At 65.2% G+C, this 17,768-nt stretch carries 13 protein-coding genes; 8 read left to right on the forward strand and 5 right to left on the reverse strand.

Translation table 11 applies throughout. The features are described 5' to 3' along the window. Window positions 1–3: 3 nt before the first annotated feature. Window positions 4–252, forward strand: coding sequence for a hypothetical protein (locus DOM33_RS08675; RefSeq protein ID WP_110667943.1), 249 nt, complete (start codon window positions 4–6; stop codon window positions 250–252). Window positions 253–283: 31 nt separating this feature from the next. On the opposite strand, the gene fhuB is transcribed toward DOM33_RS08675, so the two are convergent. Both fhuB and DOM33_RS08685 read right to left on the reverse strand, forming a co-directional pair. Further along, window positions 284–2,281, reverse strand: a complete 1,998-nt coding sequence (gene fhuB / locus DOM33_RS08680) for a Fe(3+)-hydroxamate ABC transporter permease FhuB (RefSeq protein ID WP_110667944.1) — start codon at window positions 2,279–2,281, stop codon at window positions 284–286. Next, complete coding sequence (locus DOM33_RS08685; protein ID WP_162617942.1) at window positions 2,278–3,186, reverse strand: ABC transporter substrate-binding protein; 909 nt, start codon at window positions 3,184–3,186, stop codon at window positions 2,278–2,280. The genes fhuB and DOM33_RS08685 overlap by 4 nt, the downstream gene beginning before the upstream one ends. 255 nt (window positions 3,187–3,441) lie before the next feature. Here DOM33_RS08685 and DOM33_RS08690 point away from each other — a divergent pair, with 255 nt between their 5' ends. The 3 genes from DOM33_RS08690 to DOM33_RS08700 all read left to right on the forward strand — a co-directional run bounded on the left by DOM33_RS08690 (window position 3,442) and on the right by DOM33_RS08700 (window position 7,853). Continuing rightward, complete coding sequence (locus DOM33_RS08690; protein ID WP_110667948.1) at window positions 3,442–5,493, forward strand: TonB-dependent siderophore receptor; 2,052 nt, start codon at window positions 3,442–3,444, stop codon at window positions 5,491–5,493. Between the two features lie 243 nt (window positions 5,494–5,736). Next, the gene (locus tag DOM33_RS08695) at window positions 5,737–7,086 is read left to right on the forward strand and encodes an MATE family efflux transporter (RefSeq protein ID WP_110667949.1); all 1,350 of its coding nucleotides are present in this window, start codon (window positions 5,737–5,739) and stop codon (window positions 7,084–7,086) included. A 101-nt stretch (window positions 7,087–7,187) separates the two neighbouring features. Next, window positions 7,188–7,853 (forward strand): TetR/AcrR family transcriptional regulator, encoded by a 666-nt coding sequence (locus DOM33_RS08700; protein WP_204352653.1) that lies wholly within the window; start codon window positions 7,188–7,190, stop codon window positions 7,851–7,853. Between the two features lie 50 nt (window positions 7,854–7,903). On the opposite strand, the gene DOM33_RS08705 is transcribed toward DOM33_RS08700, so the two are convergent. Next, window positions 7,904–10,594, reverse strand: a complete 2,691-nt coding sequence (locus DOM33_RS08705; protein WP_110667951.1) for a beta-glucosidase — start codon at window positions 10,592–10,594, stop codon at window positions 7,904–7,906. A 47-nt stretch (window positions 10,595–10,641) separates the two neighbouring features. On the opposite strand from DOM33_RS08705, the gene DOM33_RS16170 reads away from it, so the two are divergent. After that, window positions 10,642–10,848: a hypothetical protein gene (locus tag DOM33_RS16170; protein ID WP_162617943.1), complete on the forward strand. Its 207-nt coding sequence runs from the start codon at window positions 10,642–10,644 to the stop codon at window positions 10,846–10,848. Between the two features lie 42 nt (window positions 10,849–10,890). On the opposite strand, the gene DOM33_RS08710 is transcribed toward DOM33_RS16170, so the two are convergent. Next, on the reverse strand, window positions 10,891–13,584 hold the full coding sequence (locus DOM33_RS08710; RefSeq protein ID WP_204352654.1) for a beta-glucosidase: 2,694 nt from the start codon (window positions 13,582–13,584) through the stop codon (window positions 10,891–10,893). 62 nt (window positions 13,585–13,646) lie between these two features. After that, window positions 13,647–13,925, reverse strand: coding sequence for a hypothetical protein (locus DOM33_RS08715; protein ID WP_110667955.1), 279 nt, complete (start codon window positions 13,923–13,925; stop codon window positions 13,647–13,649). Between the two features lie 496 nt (window positions 13,926–14,421). On the opposite strand from DOM33_RS08715, the gene DOM33_RS08720 reads away from it, so the two are divergent. From DOM33_RS08720 to gspG, 3 genes are read left to right on the forward strand one after another with little or no spacing between them, the layout of a single operon-like run. Further along, entirely contained in the window at window positions 14,422–16,122 is a 1,701-nt protein-coding gene (locus tag DOM33_RS08720; protein ID WP_110668636.1) for a GspE/PulE family protein, read from the forward strand. A gap of 1 nt (window position 16,123) precedes the next feature. Next, complete coding sequence (locus DOM33_RS08725; RefSeq protein ID WP_110667957.1) at window positions 16,124–17,323, forward strand: type II secretion system F family protein; 1,200 nt, start codon at window positions 16,124–16,126, stop codon at window positions 17,321–17,323. A 22-nt stretch (window positions 17,324–17,345) separates the two neighbouring features. Continuing rightward, window positions 17,346–17,768 (forward strand): type II secretion system major pseudopilin GspG, encoded by a 423-nt coding sequence (gene gspG / locus DOM33_RS08730; protein WP_110668638.1) that lies wholly within the window; start codon window positions 17,346–17,348, stop codon window positions 17,766–17,768.

Here is a 17,768-nt window from a genome sequence, read left to right on the forward strand (position 1 = left end):
AGCATGGACATCGTTGAGCTCATCGATGGCGAAGACTTTCGTCAGCGCCTGGAGTCGCTGGGGGTGCACGTACCGCCGGAGGCGGGGCCAGAGACCTGTGCCCGCCTGGCGGCGAACCGTCATCGCGCCAACGGTGTCGACGGACTCGACGCGGCGGTGCGCGAGTGGCTGCAGAAGACCGACATTCTGCTGCCTTCGGTACGCCTGGCGATCGAGCGCCATCTTCTCCCGGCGCTCGAGGCGAAAGCCTAGCGCGACGGCGCCGGCCCGTCATGGGCACCCATCAGAGCCGGCGCAGCCCCCACATGAAGTAGAGCCCGCCGATCAGCGCGGCGACCACGCCCGCCGGCAGCTGGTAGGGAAAGAAGAGATTCCGGCCCAGCCAGTCGGCGGCGACCATCACGATCACGCCCAGTAGACCGGCGCCGATCAGCTGATGCCGGGCGCGATTCAGGCCCATCAGCCTTGCCATGTGCGGCGCTAGCAGCCCCACGAACGACAGCGGCCCGACCACCAGTGTCGCTGCCACCGTCAGCAGCGCCACCAGCGCCAGCAGGGTGAGCCGGCTGCGGTCGATGTCCACGCCGAGCGCCTTCGCCGTCGGGGCGCCGAGCGGCAGCAGCGTGAGCCAGCGCTGCAGCGGCAGCACCAGCGCCATCAGTACGAGGGCCACCACCACGACCCAGCCCGTCGATTCGAGACTCGCATAGTAGGTCGAGCCGGTCAGCCAGGAGAGCAGCTCCTGCGCGCGCGGGTCGTCGCTCGCCAGCACGATGGCGCGCATGGCGTCGAGCATCGAGGAGATCGCGATCCCCGTCAGCAGGAGTCGCTCGGGCGCAAAGCCGCTGCGGCGGTTGCAGGCGACGAGGACCAGCATCGAGGCGATGGCGCCGGCGAGCCCGGTGACGGAGGTGCTCAGCGGTGCGACGCCGAGCGGTAGCAGCATCAGCGCGATCACCCCGATGGCGACCCCGGCACTGATGCCCAGCACTTCGGGGCTCGCCATCGGGTTGCCGGTCATGCGCTGCAGGAGCGTTCCTGCCAGCGCCAGCATCAAGCCGGCGGCCGCGGCGGTCATCACCCGGGGCAGCCGCCAGTCGATGACCAGGCCGAGGTCGTCGAGCCCCATCCACGCCGGATGCGCGGCGCGACCCTCGAGGACGAAACCGAACCCCAGCGCGAGGATCACCACCGCAATGGCAATGCTCGCCAGCAGCCAGAGACGTCGCGACGGGTGAACACGGCGGGGCAGGACCATCGCACGGCTCGTGATGGGGCGAGTCCCCCCCAGCGACAGTCGCGGCAGTAGCCAGAGCAGCAGCGGTGCGCCGAAGGCGGCGGTCATCGCGCCGGTCGGCAACAGCGCCGCGGTGAAGGGGGACAGCGCCTGCACGATCTGGTCGGTCACGGCCAGCAGCAGTGCCCCGATCGGCAGCGACCAGCCGAGGCGCTGGCGCAGCGTGCGCGCCCCCGAGAGTCGGGCGATGGCGGGAGCGGCCAGGCCGATGAAACCGATCACCCCCACGGCGCTCACCACGCAGGCGGTGACGAAGATCCCCAGCCCCAGCGCGGCGAAGCGCAGCTTGCGCATCGAGATACCCAGGCTCTTGGCGTTTTCTTCCTCGAGATCGAGCAGGGAGAGCGGCCGCAGCAGGAAAAGCGACAGCACCAGCACGAGTCCCACGCGCAGCGCCAGAAAGCGGGTGTCGTCCCAGCTGTCCTGGGCAAGCGCCCCCGAGCCCCAGATGAACAGCCCGGTCAGGCTCTGCTGGTGAAAGATCAGCAGTGCGCTGCTGACCGCGCCGGCGTAGAGGCTGACGACCATCCCCGAGAGCACGACCACCATCGGCGCCAGGCGCGCCCGCCAGGAGAGCGTGAGGACCAGCAGCGCGGCGCCGACCCCGCCGGCCAGCGCGATCCACTCGCGCCCGGCCAGCATCCAGCCGGGGGCCCAGAGCGTGGCGATGACCAGCGCCATCTGCGCCCCGCTGGTGACACCGAGCGTCGCCGGTGAGGCCAGCGGGTTGCGCAGCACCTGCTGCATCAGACAGCCCGCCAGCGCCAGCGCCGCCCCGCTCATCAGCGCGACCAGCAGGCGTGGTGCCAGGGTGAAGTGAAGTATGACCTGACGGATACGCGCGTCGTCGGGACTGACGATTGCCTGCCACCACTGGCCCTGGAGATCGCCGAACTGCGTGGCCAGGTTGACGTAGCCGAGCACGACGGTCGCTGCCGCCAGTAGCAGCACGAGCCACAGCGGCGAGCGCGCCCGCCGGATCAAGACGCCTCTCCCGTGTCGCCCCGGCCCTCGGGGGCGAGGGCGGCGACCAGCTCGTGGGCGAGACGCTGAATCGACTGCAGACCGCCGAAGATCCAGACCGGCTCGATCTCGCTGACGCGACCCGCGCGTACCGCGGGCAGCCGCGACCAGATGTGGTTGTTGGCAAGCTCGGCATCGACCGAGCGCGGGAACGGCTTGATCACCACGATATGCGCATCCGGCGTCTCGGCGAGCCGATCGATGGAAACGTTGGCGTAGCCCCAGGCGTTGGTCGGGCCGGTCCAGGCGTTGTCGAGGGAGGTTCGCGCCATCAGTGTGCCGACCATGTTGCCCTCGCCGAAGACGCGCACGTGGCGGGAGTCGCTGAACTGCACCACGTAGACCGGCCGGTCGAGGCTCTCGAGCGCCTGCGAAGCGGCGTCGAGTGCTCGACGCGTCCCATCGATCAGCGATTCGGCGCGCGCCTCGGTGTGGCTCAGGCGCGCGATCTCGCGGGTCATCTCGAGCGTCGCTTCGAAGTAGGGCAGGTCACTCGAGAAGTTGTCGATCAGGCGCACCGGCATCAGGCGTTCGAGACGCGCATTGTCCTTGGAGAAAAGAGCGCTGCTGATCAGCAGGTCCGGCGGCTTCTGCGCCAGCAGTTCGAGGTTGGGCTGGTTGCGCAGCCCCAGGTCGAGTGTTTCCGGCGGAATGGGGGGCGACTGGACCCAGGTGTCGTAGTTGGGGATGTCTGCCACCGCATAGGGGGTGACGCCCAGCGCGATCAGCGTCTCCGCGACGGTCCAGTTCGCCGCCGCGATACGCGGCGTGGCGCCGGCGACAGCGCCATTGGCGAACGTCAGCGCGACAGCGAGCAATAGAAGGCGCGTTACCGCGGCGATGCGTACGGGGAGGTGGCGCGGCAAGGGGCTTTCCTGCAGGTGCGAACGAAGTACGGACGCCCATCGCGCTGACCGCGGGCGCCCGAGCGGCGATGGCCGGTGATGGTAGATCGAATGACAATCGTTATCAATCGAGCCGGGGCGATCGGCGGTCTCGATGCCATTGCGTTTCGTCCTCGATTAAGAGGAATTCTCATTCAAATGCAGCTCACCTTCCATTACACTCGCTTGCCAACTGGGTACGTTCATGGACAAATCGACCGCTCAAGGGCCGACTCAATGACAATCAAACGCCAATTCGCCCTCGTCGGAGGGTTGCTGCTGACGGTTCCCGTCGCCGCCGTCGCGCAGGCGCCCGACACCGCTTCCGACACCGTGGTCGTGACGGCGACCGCGCTCAAGGTGAATACGCCAATACTCGAGACGCCGCGCTCGACTTCAGTCGTGTCTGACGAGGAGATCCAGAAGCGTGCCGTTGACCGCTACGATCAGGTGCTTAGCTACCGCAGTGGCGTGCTCTCTTCCCCTTACGGCAACGACGCCAAGGCCGACTGGTTCTTCTTCCGCGGTTTTGATACCAAGGACTCAACCTATCAGGATGGACTTCGTCTGTTTCGTGAGGGCGGCTACCTCTGGTGGAAGACCGAGCCTTTCGGCGTCGAGCGAGTGGACTTTCTCAAGGGGCCGGCGTCGATCCTCTACGGGCAGGCGCCACCGGGTGGCATCATCAACGCTGTGAGCAAGCGTCCCACCGAGGAAGCGCAGGGACTGGTCGATATCCAGGCGGGTAACCGTGGCCACCGCCAGGTGGGCATCGACACTTCCGGTCCCGCGAGCGAAAGTGGCGACGTGCGCTACCGCTTCGTGGGGCTGTTTCGCGACCAGGATGGCGAAGTCGACGGCACCGATAACCAGCGGGTCTATTTCGCGCCGAGCCTTGCGGTCGATCTCTCCGACGACACTACGCTGACACTGCTGACGAGCTATCAGCGCGATCAAGGTACCCCGGCCAACGTCTTCTATCTCCCCTACGGTTCGGTCAACGACACCCCGTTCGGCAAGGTCGACCGTGACGACGATCTCGGCGATAGCGACAACGATCGCCTAGAGCACGAGCAGTTCGCCGTCGGCTACGAGCTCGAACATCAGTTCAACGATACCTGGTCGTTCCAGCAGAACGCGCGTCTGAGCACGCTCGATCTCGAGCTTCGCACGGCCTATCCGTCTTTCATTCAGGCAGATGGCCGCACTGCCATGCGCGGGCTGACCGATCGCGACGGCAGCTACGATGCCGTCACCATCGACAATCGGATGGTCGGTAACTGGTACACCCAGAGCACCGAGAACACGCTGTTGGTCGGTTTTGATTACCAGAACCTCGACGCCAGCTACGTTAACCGCGACAACTTCAGCTACGGTCCCGTCGATATCTTTGATACGTCGAACGCGAGCAATACCGGCCGCGGCAATCCCAGCTATGTCGATCTGGGTCAGGAGCAGTACGGCATCTACGTGCAGGACCAGCTGCGGCTCCAGGACCGCTGGGTTCTGCTGGCTGCCGCCCGCCACGACAGCGCCCGCGTCACCAACCGCACGGAAGGTGGCAGTAATCAGGGCTACGACGAAGACGAAATGACCTACAGCGGCGGGGTGATGTACCTCGGCGACTACGGCATTTCGCCCTACCTGAGCTACAGCGAATCATTCATTCCGACGATCGGTAACGACCTGAATGGCGACGCCTACGACTCTAGTGAGGGCGAGCAGTGGGAGTTTGGTATCAAGTACGCGCCGAACTGGCTCGACGGTTACGCCACCGCGGCAGTATTCGATCTCAAGGAAACCAATACGCTCTTCCCCAGCGGCGGTTCGTCGAGCAACCAGGGCGGCGAGCGTCACTCTCGCGGTTTCGAACTGGAAGGCGTGGGCTATCTCACCGACAGCCTGCAGATCACTGCAGCGTATACCTACACCGACGTGACGGTGGACGTCAGCGACACCCAGAAGGATCTGCGCGCTGGGATCATTCCGCGGCACCAGGCCTCGCTCTGGCTCGATTACGGCTTCACTCAGGGCGCGCTCGCGGGTCTCGACCTGGGCGCCGGGGCACGCTACGTCGGTACCAGTGTCGATTCACCGCGGTACAGCGATACCAGCGTACCCTCCTACACGCTGTATGACGCCATGGCGAGCTACGCCATCGACGCCAACTGGACCGCTCAGGTCAACGTCACCAACCTCACCGACGAAGATTACGTCAGCGGCTGCGACTACTGGTGCTACTACGGCGAGAGCCGCAGCGTGATCGGCAGCCTCAAATACCGTTGGTAGATCGACTGGCGATCATCGTCAGACAGCCCGGCCTCGCGCCGGGCTTTTTATTTTGGGGGGGGCGGTCGTTGCAGGCGAGGTCGTTCGGTCGCCCACGAGGTCGGCGCCGGGGAATCGTCGAACCCGCCGTCGACGAGTGGCTGGCAAGGCCGCCCCGGTTGCCGGTGGCCGTCGCTGCTATACTCCGGCGCTCTCCGCGCTCGCGAAACGTTTGGCGAGCGCCAGCCAGGTAGGCGACTCGGCATGACTCCCTTGGATACCCACTCCCGCGACAGCACCGTCGGCCGCGAGGTGCTCTTAATGACGAGTACGGCGGCCGTCAGTCTGCTCGCGCTGTTTCTGACCGACATTCTGACGCTGGCCTACGTCTCTCAGCTGGGCGACGAGGTGGCGACGGCGGCGGTCGGCATCGGCAAGACGCTCTCGTTCGTCGCCACCATTCTGGTGACCAGCGTGGTGCTGGCGGCGGGCAGCATCATCTCGCAGCGGGTCGGTCGCGGGCGACAGGCCATCCTGCCCGTACTGGCGCTGCAGTCGCTCGGCCTGGCCGTTGGCGTCGCCGCCGTCGTGATCGCACTGGGGGCGAGCCTGCTGGACGAGGTCGTTGCCTGGCTGGGGCCGGCCGCGGGGGTCGATGCGGATGCTCGTCACTATCTTCAGATAACCCTGCTGGCGGTGATCCCGGTCGCGGTGACGCAGGCCACGGCGCAGCTGCTACGTGCCGTCGGCGAACCGCGCCGGGCGCTGATCGTCGTACTGACGATGGCGCTGTCGCTGGCGCTCATCGACCCGGTGATGATCTTCGGCTTCGATCTTCAACTGCTGGGCGCCGGTATCTCCAGCGTGGTGGCGGGCTGTCTCTCCGGCGGGTTCGGGCTGTGGCAAGTGCAGCGCCGGATCGGTCTGCGCTTCGGCCGCCGGGGACGTCTGCTGCGCCGCCATGTGCGGCGCGTCGCGCACATTGCTTCACCCTATGCGCTGGGGCATCTGGCGACACCGGTCGCACTGGGGTTCACCCTGAGCCAGCTTGCGACTTTCGGCGTCTCGGTGATGGCGGCGATGTCGCTGATGGATCGGCTGCTCCAGATCGTCTACTGCTTCTACTTCGCGCTACCCACGGCACTGGTGCCGGTCTTTTCGCTGCTGCTCGGCAAGCACCGGCGAGGAGACTTTCGTCTTGCGCTGCGTCGCAGCGTGCAGCTCGTGCTGGGCTATGGCGTGGTGGCCTGGGGCGTGCTCGCGCTCTCGTCGCCGCTGCTGGCAACGCTATTTTCGCTCTCCGCGGCGGGCGAGGCACTGCTCGTCGATCTGTGTCGCTATGGCCTTGGCTTCTGGCTGCTGATCGGGCTCGACTTCATCGCCGTCTCCGTTTTCGTGTCGCTCGAGCGCTCGTGGTGGGTCACGCTCTTTGCCTGGGCGCGCGCCACTCTGGGGACGCTGCCGTGGGTCTGGCTCGGGGGGAAGTTCTTCGGCGCGAGCGGTATCATGCTGGGCATGTGGTTCGGCAATGCGCTGGTCGCGATGGTCTCCATCGCGACCGCCTGTGAAATCGCCCGGCGGCAGGGGCTTTTCTCGCGGCAGACGACGGCGTGAGACGTCGCGGGTGGGGGCGCGATGCCGAGTGCCGCTATGACTCGACGGTAGGTGTCGGCACGACCGGCATGCATTCAGGACCCAAGGCGGAGCAAAGGGCGATGTCCGAACGGCAAACCACGTCGGATGACCGACAGAGCGCGAATTCGGCGACCGGCAGCGCGGTCAAACGTCGCCGCGCGCCGAAAGGCGAGATGCGACGGGCGCTTTTGCTGGACGCGGCGACGACCATCTTCGCCAGAGACGGCTATGCCGCGGCATCGATGCGTGACGTGGCGGAGATCGCGGGGATCACCAGCGTCGGGCTGCTGCATCACTTTCCCAACAAGGTGTCGCTACTGCAGGCACTGTTGGCGCGACGCGATCGGCGGGTGACGGAGAAGTTCAGCGAGCTGGAGATGACGCCGACCCTCGAGGGTTTCGTGGCGTTCGCCAGGATGAGTTTGCGCTTCAGTCTGGAGAGCCGGGAGGAGTGTCAGGCGTCGATGATGATCAACGTCGAGAGCCTGGCCGAGCACCATCCCGCCTGGGAATGGTATCTCGAGAAATTCGAGCTGACCCACGCGCATGCCCAGGCGCACCTTGCCACGCTGCAGGCGAACGGCGAAATCCGGGTCGATGTCGATGTGGCGGGTGTCGCCACCGAGCTCTTCGCCGTCATGGACGGTCTCCAGATTCAGTGGCTGCGAAAACCCGACGAGGTCGATGCCCTCGCCATCTTCGATGGCTACCTGCAGCGCCTCGTCGGGAGTCTACGGCCGCAATGACGGGGCCCGGAACGGGCCCCGTCGAGTGTCGATCGGGCGTAAGCCGCTGATCAGTAGGCCTCGGTTTCGCTCACACTGACCGCTGCCTGGATGGGGCCGGGCAGCGGGTTGCTGTTGCGGGTCGTCAGGCGCTGGGGCATCAGCGCCGTCAGGTTACCCTCGAGCGGCAGGTCGTCGGAGCTTGCGCCCACACGAATGCGGAACTGGCCAGCGTCGACGTCCCAGCTGTCCGTGTTCTGGACATAATAGGCCAGTGAACGCGAATCCAGCGGAATGCTCACCGTCTTGCTCTCGCCGGGCTCGAGGTAGACTTTGGTGAAGCCCTTGAGCTCCTTCTCCGGACGCTCGACGCTCGGGTTCACGGGCTCCACGTAGAGCTGCGCCACCTCGAAGCCTGCCATGTCACCGGTGTTGGTCAGCGTGAACTGGGCATTGACCGTATTCCCCGGCGTCACCACGTTGGAAGACAGCGTCAGGTTGCTGTAGTCATACGTGGTGTAGGAGAGGCCGAAACCGAACGGGAAGAGCGGCTTGGCGTTCGTCTCGTCGTAGCCACGGTAGCCTAGGTAGAGGCCTTCGCTGTACTCCATTTCGGTCAGCGCATCGACGCCACGATACGCTTTTGGATCCGGGTAGGAAGCGTAGCTGGGGTTCTGCTCGATCTCGCGATCGATCGTCACCGGCAGCTTGCCCGACGGGTTGACCTTGCCGTAGAGAATCTCGGCGAGGGCCTGGCCGCCTTGCTGACCCGGATCCCAGGCCTGCAGTGCCGCGCCGACGTTGCTCACCCAAGGGGTCATGTCCGACGCGCCGCCGCCATGAACCACGACGATGGTGTTCGGATTGGACTCGGCTATCTGGCGAATGCGTGCCGCCTGCTGATCGGGCAGTTCGTAGGCGTGATCGTAGGCTTCGCCTTCGTCATCATGATCGCGACCCACGGCCACGACGACGGCGTCGTAAGTCGACAGATCTCGAGGCGGATTCAGCGACGCCCAGCTCATCTGCAAGCCGGCGAGGCCGCCGAGCGCCGGTGTGAAGCTGCCATCCTCGCGACGGTATTCGAGCCTGACGTCATAGGCCTCGCCCGCCCGTAGACGCTGCGTCTTGCCGGAGGTGATCCGCGCATTGACCACGTCCTGAGCGTAGGGCTCGCCGTCGCTTTCGAGCACTAGCTCGCCGTCGACCCAGAGCTTGTACGGACCGTCGGCGCGTACCTTGAAGACCTGGCGGCCGCTGACCGTCGGCTTGATGGTGGCGGTGAAGCGTGCCGAGAAAGCCCCAGCGGTCGTCGAGAAACCGGACACCGTCGTCGAGCCTGACTGGGTCTCGTTGGTACCGGTGAGCCAGTTCAGGTTGACGCCGGGTTCGACGCGAGTCACGGCAGGCTCGCCTGCGAGCGAGACGTTGTCGAAGTACTCGGCCTTGATCCCGTGGTTACTGACCGGGAAGTCGCCCGTCGACGGCATGTACCACGCGGCGTTCTTCGGATTGAGGCTCATCTCGGAGATGAAGTCGACCTTGGAGGGACGCGATGCCAGCTGCTCGAGACCGTTGAGTTCGGTGACGTAGGTGTCGGGCGGGGCGTAGGCGGTACCGAAGGGCGACGGCGGTGCCTGCTGGGCGATATCGCCGATGACCGCGACTCGGGCGCTGCGATCCAGCGGCAGCAGCGGCCGGCCGGAGGTGGTCTCCTCGTTGCGCAGCAGCACGATGCTTTCACGGGCGATATCCAGGGCAGAACGGGCGCCGTACTCCGGATGCTCGAGCGGCTGTGCCGTGTTGAGACTGTCTTGGAAGCCGTACTTGATCGTGGCACGCAGGTTACGCTTGGCCTTGTCCGCGATTACTTCCCGCGGTAGCTGACCGCTCCAGACGTAGGGCATCAGGTTCTCTTCGGTGAACTGCAGCCCGCTCGGCCCGTCCAGATCGGTGCCGGCCCAGGCCCCCTTGAACGGATCGTGAACCGCGTTGTAGTCAGAAACCACGGTCCCCTGGTAGCCCCATTCGCCTTTCAGGATTTCGGTGATCAGGTGATGGTTCTCGCAGGCATAGTCGCCGTTGACCTTGTTGAACCCGCACATGATCGACGCCACGTCGGCGTTCTTCACCATCGACTCGAAGCCGGGCAGGTAGAGCTCGCGCAGCGTGCGTTCGTCGACGCGAATGTCGACGTTCTGGCGGTTGGCTTCCTGCTCGTTGGCGACGTAGTGCTTGCCGCTGGCCTGAATGCCCTGCGTCTGGATGCCATTGACGATGGCGGGGGCCATCACCGCGCCGAGAAACGGATCCTCACCGCTGACGTTCTCCGCCGCGCGGCCGCCGTAGGGCGTGCGGTAGAGATTCACCGAGGGGGACAGCATCTGCTGGCCGCCGGCCATACGCGTCTCGTAGCCGAGCGCGAGACCATACTCCTTGGCGCGGTTGATGCTCCAGGTCGCCGCCAGGGCGGAGAGCGACGGATACTGTGCGCCGAAGGTCCCGTTGCCGATATGCACGCCCATCGAGGAGTCGTAGGAGGTGGTGCCCTCGATGCCCCACTTCTCCAGGGACGGGAACATGTGGCCATCGTCGACGCGGGTGTAGTTGATCTGCTCGGACAGACTCATGTTATCGAGGATGGAGCTGACGCGCGCCTCTACCTCGAGCCAGCGGTTGGCCTCTTGTGCCAGCGCGGTGGCCGGTGATACGGCGCTGACGGCGATAAGGCCTACGCCGACGGTATATTTAATGGGGATCAACGTTCAAACCCTTTGCTGAGAAAAGTGGTGGGCATGGGACAAGCAAGATGAGGTGCAAGCCACATGCTGGGAGCGAGCCTTACCGGGGCGTCTGGGGGGGCGGCCTGGTCCGGCGCATCGCGGGTATCGCCACCGAACTCTTCGCCGTCATGGACGGTTTTCGGATTCAGTGGCTGCGAAAACCCGACGAGATCGATGCCTTCGCCCTCTTCGACGGCTATCTGCAGCGTTTCGCCGGGAATCTGCGACCCTGACGCGTCCGAAGTCGGACGCGTCGGGCCGCGGCAGGGGGAGTGTCAGTAGCTCTGGCGCTCGCTGACCTTGACGGCTGCCTGGATGGGGCCGGGCAGCGGATTGCTGTCGCGCGTCGTCAGGCGCTGGGGCATGAGCGTGCGCAGGGTGCGATGGAGCGGCAGCTCCGCCGAGCTCGCGCCGACCCGAATGCGGTACTTGCCGGCATCGACGTCCCAGCTATCGGTGCGCTCGACGTAGTGCGACAGCGAGCGCGCGTCGAGCGGGATGCTCACCGTCTTGCTCTCGCCGGGCTCGAGATAGACCTTGGTGAAGCCCTTGAGCTCCTTCTCCGGGCGATCGACGCTCGGGTTCACGGGCTCCACATAGAGCTGTGCCACCTCGAAGCCGGCTTTGTCACCGGTGTTGGTCAGCGTGAAGCGTGCCTCGATGGTGTTGCCCGGCGTCATCACGTTGGATGAAAGCTCGAGATCGCTGTAGGCGAACGTGGTGTAGGAGAGACCGAAACCGAACGGGAACAGCGGCTTGGCGTTCTTCTCGTCGTAGCCGCGGTAGCCGAGGTAGAGGCCTTCGCTGTACTCCATTTCGGTCAGCGCATCGTCGCCGCGATAGGCTTCTGGATCCGGGTAGGAAGCGTAGCTCGGGTTCTCTTCGATCCTGCGATCGATCGTCACCGGCAGCTTGCCCGACGGGTTGACCTTGCCGTAGAGAATCTCGGCAAGGGCCTGGCCGCCTTGCTGGCCCGGGTCCCAAGCCTGCAGTGCCGCGCCGACCTCGCGAATCCACGGCGTCATGTCCGAGGTGCCGCCGCCGTGAACGACCACGATGGTGTTCGGGTTGGACTCGGCCACCTGTCGGATCAGGCTGTTCTCCTGGTCGGGCAGCTCGTAGCCGTGATCGTAGGCTTCGCCTTCGTTCTCGTGGTTACGACCCACCGCGACCACGACCGCATCGTAGGTTGCCAGATCTGCAGGCGGATTGAGGGAAGCCCAGCTCATCTGCACGCCGGCGAGGCCGCCGAGTGCCGGGGTGAAGTTGCCCTGAAGGCGACGGTACTCGAGTTTGACGTCGTAGGACTCGCCCGCCTTCAGACGCTGCGTCTTGGCGGACGTGACGAGCGCATTGACCACGTCCTGGGAGTAGGGCTGACCGTCGCTTTCGAGCACCAGCTTACCGTCCACCCAGAGCTTGTACGGGCCGTCGGCACGCACCTTGAACACCTGGCGACCGCTGATCGTCGGCTTGATCGTGGTGGTGAAGCGGGCAGAGAACGCACCCGCCGTGGGGGAGAATCCGGAGACCTGGGTCGAGCCCGAGCGGGTCTCGTTGGTACCGGTGGTCCAGTTCAGGTTCACGCCGGGTTCGACGCGGGTCACGGCAGGCTCGCCGGCGAGCGAGGCGTTGTCGAAATACTCGGCCTTGACCCCGTGATTGCTGACCGGGAAGCCACCCGTCGACGGCATGTACCACATCGAATTCTTCGGGTTGAGGCTCATCTCGGAGATGAAGTCGACCTTGGAGGGGCGCGACGCCAGCTGCTCGATACCGCTGAGCTCGGTGATGTAGGTGTCGGGCGGCGCGTTGGCGGTGCCGAAGGGCGAGGGCGGCGCCTGCTGGGCGAGATCGCCGATCACCGCGACCCGGGCGCTGCGGTCCAGCGGCAGCAGCGGACGGCCGGCTCGGGTCTTCTCGTTACGCAGCAGGATGGTGCTCTCGCGAGCGATATCCAGTGCCGAGCGGGCCCCGTACTCGGGATGCGCCAGCGGCTGGGCCTCGTTGAGATTCTCCTGGAAGTCGTAGCTGACCACGGCCCGCAGGTTGCGCTTGACCTTGTCGTCGATCACTTCACGCGGTAGCTGGCCACTCCAGACGTAGGGCATCAGCTTGTCTTCGGTGAACTGCAGACCCGTCGGCATGTCCAGGTCGGTACCGGCCCAGGCGCCCTTGAAGGGGTCATGGATGGCGTTGAAGTCCGAGATCACCGAACCCTGATAGCCCCACTCGCCTTTGAGGACTTCCGTGATGAGGTGGTGGTTCTCGCAGGCGTAATCGCCGTTGATCTTGTTGAAGCCGCACATGATCGACGCCACGTTGGCGTTCTTCACCATCGATTCAAAGCCCGGGAGGTAGAGTTCCCGCAGCGTGCGCTCGTCGACGCGGATGTCGACGTTCTGGCGGTTGGCTTCCTGCTCGTTGGCGAGGTAGTGCTTGCCGCTGGCCTGGATGCCCTGCGCCTGGATGCCGTTGACGATCGCCGGCGCCATCACCGCACCGAGGAACGGGTCCTCGCCGCTGACGTTTTCCGCCGCGCGGCCGCCGTAGGGCGTGCGATAGAGGTTCACCGACGGCGAAAGCATCTGCTGACCGCCGGCCATACGCGTTTCGTAGCCCAGCGCCAGGCCGTACTCCTGGGCGCGTTTGACGCTCCAGGTCGCTGCCAGGGCGGAGAGCGACGGATACTGCGCACCGAACGTCTTGTTATTGACGTGCACGCCCATGGAAGAGTCGTAGGCGACGGTGCCATCGATGCCCCACTTTGGCAGCGAGGGGAACATGTGTCCGTCGTCGACACGGGTGTAGTTGATCTTCTCCGACAGGCTCATGTTGTCGAGGATGGAACTGACTCGTGCTTCCACCCTCTGCCATTCGGTCGGCGTGTCTTCTGCCTGGGACGCCACGGGCTGCAGGGCGCCGAGCGCCATGAGGCCAAGGCCCAGTATTTTTTTGATGTGTCTCACGGATCGAATCCTTTCAGGACTTCATTGACTGACGGCAGGGGAAATCGGCGGTGGTGTGAGGGTCACCGGGCGTCGTCAGTGCGCTGATCGGGGGCGTCTTCGGTATCCACGGGGGCGTCGAGAAAGGCGCTCTGCCCCTCGTCGTTCTGGTCGTCGTGCGCGCGCTGACGGTGCGACTCGATTTTGTTCGCCCCGGTGAGCTCGTCTCTCTGCTGCTCGTAGTGCTCACGCTTTTGTTGGAAATTCTGCTGCGAGTCGGTGTCGTTCCCGGGTGTGGCCAATGCCGGCATCGCCATCGCTGCCAAGGCCAAAAACGTAATCGAACGTAACGATTGTGTCATCGAACGGTTCTCTCGTATCGGTTGATTTTCTGCAATGAATCTCGTCGCCAACGACGAGAGCGCGCGCAAGTCTGGTCATAAAAAAGAAAAATTCAAGCGACGCGATTTCGACGCCTTTTTCGCGCCGATAAATGCGCGAATTTCATCCGTGTTTCTGCCGGTTTCGTCATGTTGGCTCAGCGTAAGGCATTCGCGGTCTACGATATTTCTGTTCAAAATGAAATAAAATTTCAGTTAAAATCATTAAACAGCAATAAATAGTCTTTTTATGGAAGATGAAAGGCAATATTCACTTAGTTTAAAACCTATTTGATGGTAGGTTTTATTTTGTGGTATGGTTCGGCGCTTACGTGGATATCATCAGCATTGCTGATCGCTTAAACGCCACCATTTCCTTCTCGTGTCGCCTTTTAGAGACGACTATTTCCGATGCCATGCCGCGATCGATCGGCAAGAATTTCGGCGTCGGCCCGCTTCGATGGATCGGAAAATCTTGATGACCGAGGACATCCCTACGGCCAAGTCGCTATGCGATGCGCTACTGGAAGCAGGCTCATTGGAGTCGGCGGACATGGCGCGGGCGACTCGCCTGGCAGAGGCCGAAGGCCTGAGTGACGAGAGTCTGCTCGGCACTCTGCTGCGCCTCGGGGCGGTCAAGGAGGCGGAAGTGGTCGCGGCCTATACGCGGCTGCTGAACACGTCGCCGTGGGATCCCGCAGCCGGCGAGGCGCTCGAGCCGGTGGACGATTTCGGCTCGGAGCGTTTTGCCCGTCACCACGGTCTGGTTGTCATCGACGATGCGCCGACGGCCACCACCGTCGTCGCATCGGTACCGCTGTCGATGCCGGGTCTGCAGGCGCTGGTCTATCGCGGGCAGAAGCCTCTGGTGATACGGGTGGCAACTCGAGAAGCGCTCGAGGCGCTGATCGAGCGGCGCTACAGCGACGCCCGCGGGGCCGAGGGAGAAACGGTAGAGACGCTCGACGACGCCCAGGCGGTACCCGACGACATCGAGCAGCTCAAGGACATGGCCTCCGAAGCCCCGGTCATCCGCCTGGTCAACCTGATTCTCCAGCAGGCGCTGGAGCGGCGGGCGTCGGACATTCATATCGAGCCGTTCGAGAACCAGCTCAAGGTGCGCTATCGCGTCGACGGCGTGCTGATCGAAGGGGAGGCACCGCCGGCCGGCTACGCCGCGGCGATGATCTCGCGGCTGAAGATCCTGGCACGTCTCGACATCGCCGAGCGCCGGCTGCCCCAGGACGGCCGCATCATGATCCGTATCCAGGGACGGGAGCTCGATCTGCGTGTCTCCACGGTGCCCACGAGCTTCGGCGAGTCGGTGGTGATGCGCCTGCTGGATCGCCGGACGGTGAGTCTCGACTTCGCAAGCCTCGGTATCGCCGAGACGACCATCGACAACATCCGACGTCTGCTCGAGCGGCCGCACGGGGTCTTTCTGGTGACCGGGCCCACCGGCTCGGGCAAGACCACCACGCTCTATACGGCGCTATCGGGGCTGAATACCGAGCAGCGCAAGATCATCACCGTCGAGGACCCGGTCGAGTATCAGCTGCCGGGCATCAACCAGATCCAGGTGAAGCCCTCGATCGGCCTGGGTTTCGCGGCGTCGCTGCGCTCCATCGTGCGTCAGGACCCGGACGTCATCATGATCGGCGAGATGCGCGACCTGGAGACCAGCCGCATCGCCATTCAGTCGTCGCTGACGGGGCACCTGGTGCTCTCCACGCTGCATACCAACAGCGCTTCGGCGAGCATCACGCGGCTGCTCGACATGGGCGTGGAGTCCTACCTGCTGGCCTCGACGCTAGAGGGCATTCTCGCCCAGCGACTGGTACGGCGGCTCGACCCCGAGAGCCGTATCGCCTTCGAAGCGCCCCAGGCGCTGATCGAGCGTCACCGTCTCGACCGCTACACCGAGGCGCGCCCGATCATGCTCTACCGCCCCGACGAGTCGAAGCCAGGGGGCGGCTATCACGGGCGCAGTGCGCTGACCGAGCTTTTGATGATGGACGACGAGCTGCGCGGGCTGCTCATGCAGCAGGTCGACGCCGCTTCGCTCGAGACCGCGGCGCGGCGCAAGGGGCTGGAGACGCTCTACGAGAACGGCCTGCGTCAGGCGCTGGCCGGCACCACCTCGCTCGACGAAGTCCTGCGCGTGACGGGGGGCGACTGAGTTGCCGACCTACGCCTATCACGCTCTCGATGCCGAGGGGCGCAAGCAGCAGGGCGAGCTCGAGGCCCCCGACGAACGCAGCGCTGCGGCGCGGCTGCAGCAGCGCGGACTGCTGGTCCTGCGGCTGCGTCGCGGCGGGCAGGGACTGCGTCTCAAGCGCTCGCCGAGCGCGTTCAAGGCCGGCGAGCTGGTGGTCTTCACCCAGCAGCTGGCGACGCTGATAGCGGCGGGTCAGCCGCTCGACCGCGCCCTGACGACGCTGCTCAAGCAGCTCGACGGCGAGCGCCGCCGTCGCGTGGTCGAGCAGATTCGCGAAGCGGTCAAGGCGGGTCAGCCGCTGTCGGATGCGCTGCAGGCGCAGGGCGACACCTTCTCGCCGTTCTACGTAAGCCTGGTGCGCGCCGGCGAGGCCGGCGGCGTGCTCGACGTCACCCTGCAGCAGCTCAGCGACTATCTCGAGCGCAGCCACAACCTGCGCAGCGAGGTGATCAACGCCTCGATCTACCCGCTCTTTCTGATCGTCGGCGTGATCGGATCGGTGGCGCTGCTGCTGACCTACGTCGTGCCGCAGTTCGTGCCCATCTTCGACGATCTCGGCATCGCGCTGCCGCTGATCACGCGAGCGATCCTCGTCGTCAGCGGCTTCCTCGAGCACTGGGGCGTCGTGCTGCTGGCGGCGTTCGCCGCGGGTGGCGTCGCGCTGCTCGCCAGCCGATACCGGCCCCGACAGCGGCTGGCGCAGGATCGGCGGCTGCTCGGCATGCGCGGCCTCGGCCCGCTGCTGACGCGCCTGGAGACGGCTCGCCTGGCGAGAACCCTGGGGACTTTGCTCGGCAACGGGGTGACGCTGCTCGGCGCGCTGCACATTGCCCGCGACGTCAGCGCCAACCGGGCGATGCGCGCCCACCTCATCGAGGTGACGGAGGCGGTCAAGCAGGGCAGCGCCTTCGCCGACGCCATCGCCACCCCGGCGCTGCTGCCGGAGCTGGCCGTGCAGATGATCGAGGTCGGCGAGCAGTCCGGCACCCTCGGCGAGATGCTGATGCGCGTCGCTGCGGTGTTCGACGTCGAGGCCAAGCGCGTCATCGACCGTCTGCTCGCCGCCCTCGTGCCCACGCTGACCCTCGTCATGACCGTGCTGGTCGCGGCCATCATGCTCGCCATCATGCTTCCGCTGATGAGCCTCACCAGCAACCTCTAACCCTGGAATGGCCAACGACACCATGTCCCTATCCAAGAATGCGCCGCCGCGTCAGACCGGTTTCACCCTGCTCGAGATGCTGGCGGTGATCGTGCTGCTGGGCGTCATCGCCACCATCGTCGTCAGTCAGGTCGGCGGCAACGTCGACAAGGGCAAGTACGGTGCCGGCAAGGCCCAGCTGGCGAGCCTGAGCATGAAGGTCGAGAGCTACGCGCTGGACGTGGGCGCACCGCCGCGCTCGCTCGACGCGCTGGTCACCCAGCCGGAGGGCCTGAGCCAGTGGTTCGGCCCCTATGCCAAGGCGTCGGATCTGCGCGACCCGTTCGGCCATGAGTTCGGCTACCGCGTACCCGGCGAGCACGGCGCCTTCGATCTGATCTTCTATGGCCGCGACGGCGCCGCGGGCGGCGAAGGCTTCGACGCCGACGTCGGTAACTGGGAGTAA

It is taken from the genome of Salinicola halophilus, from assembly GCF_003206155.1.
In the GTDB taxonomy this organism is placed as follows: domain Bacteria; phylum Pseudomonadota; class Gammaproteobacteria; order Pseudomonadales; family Halomonadaceae; genus Salinicola; species Salinicola halophilus.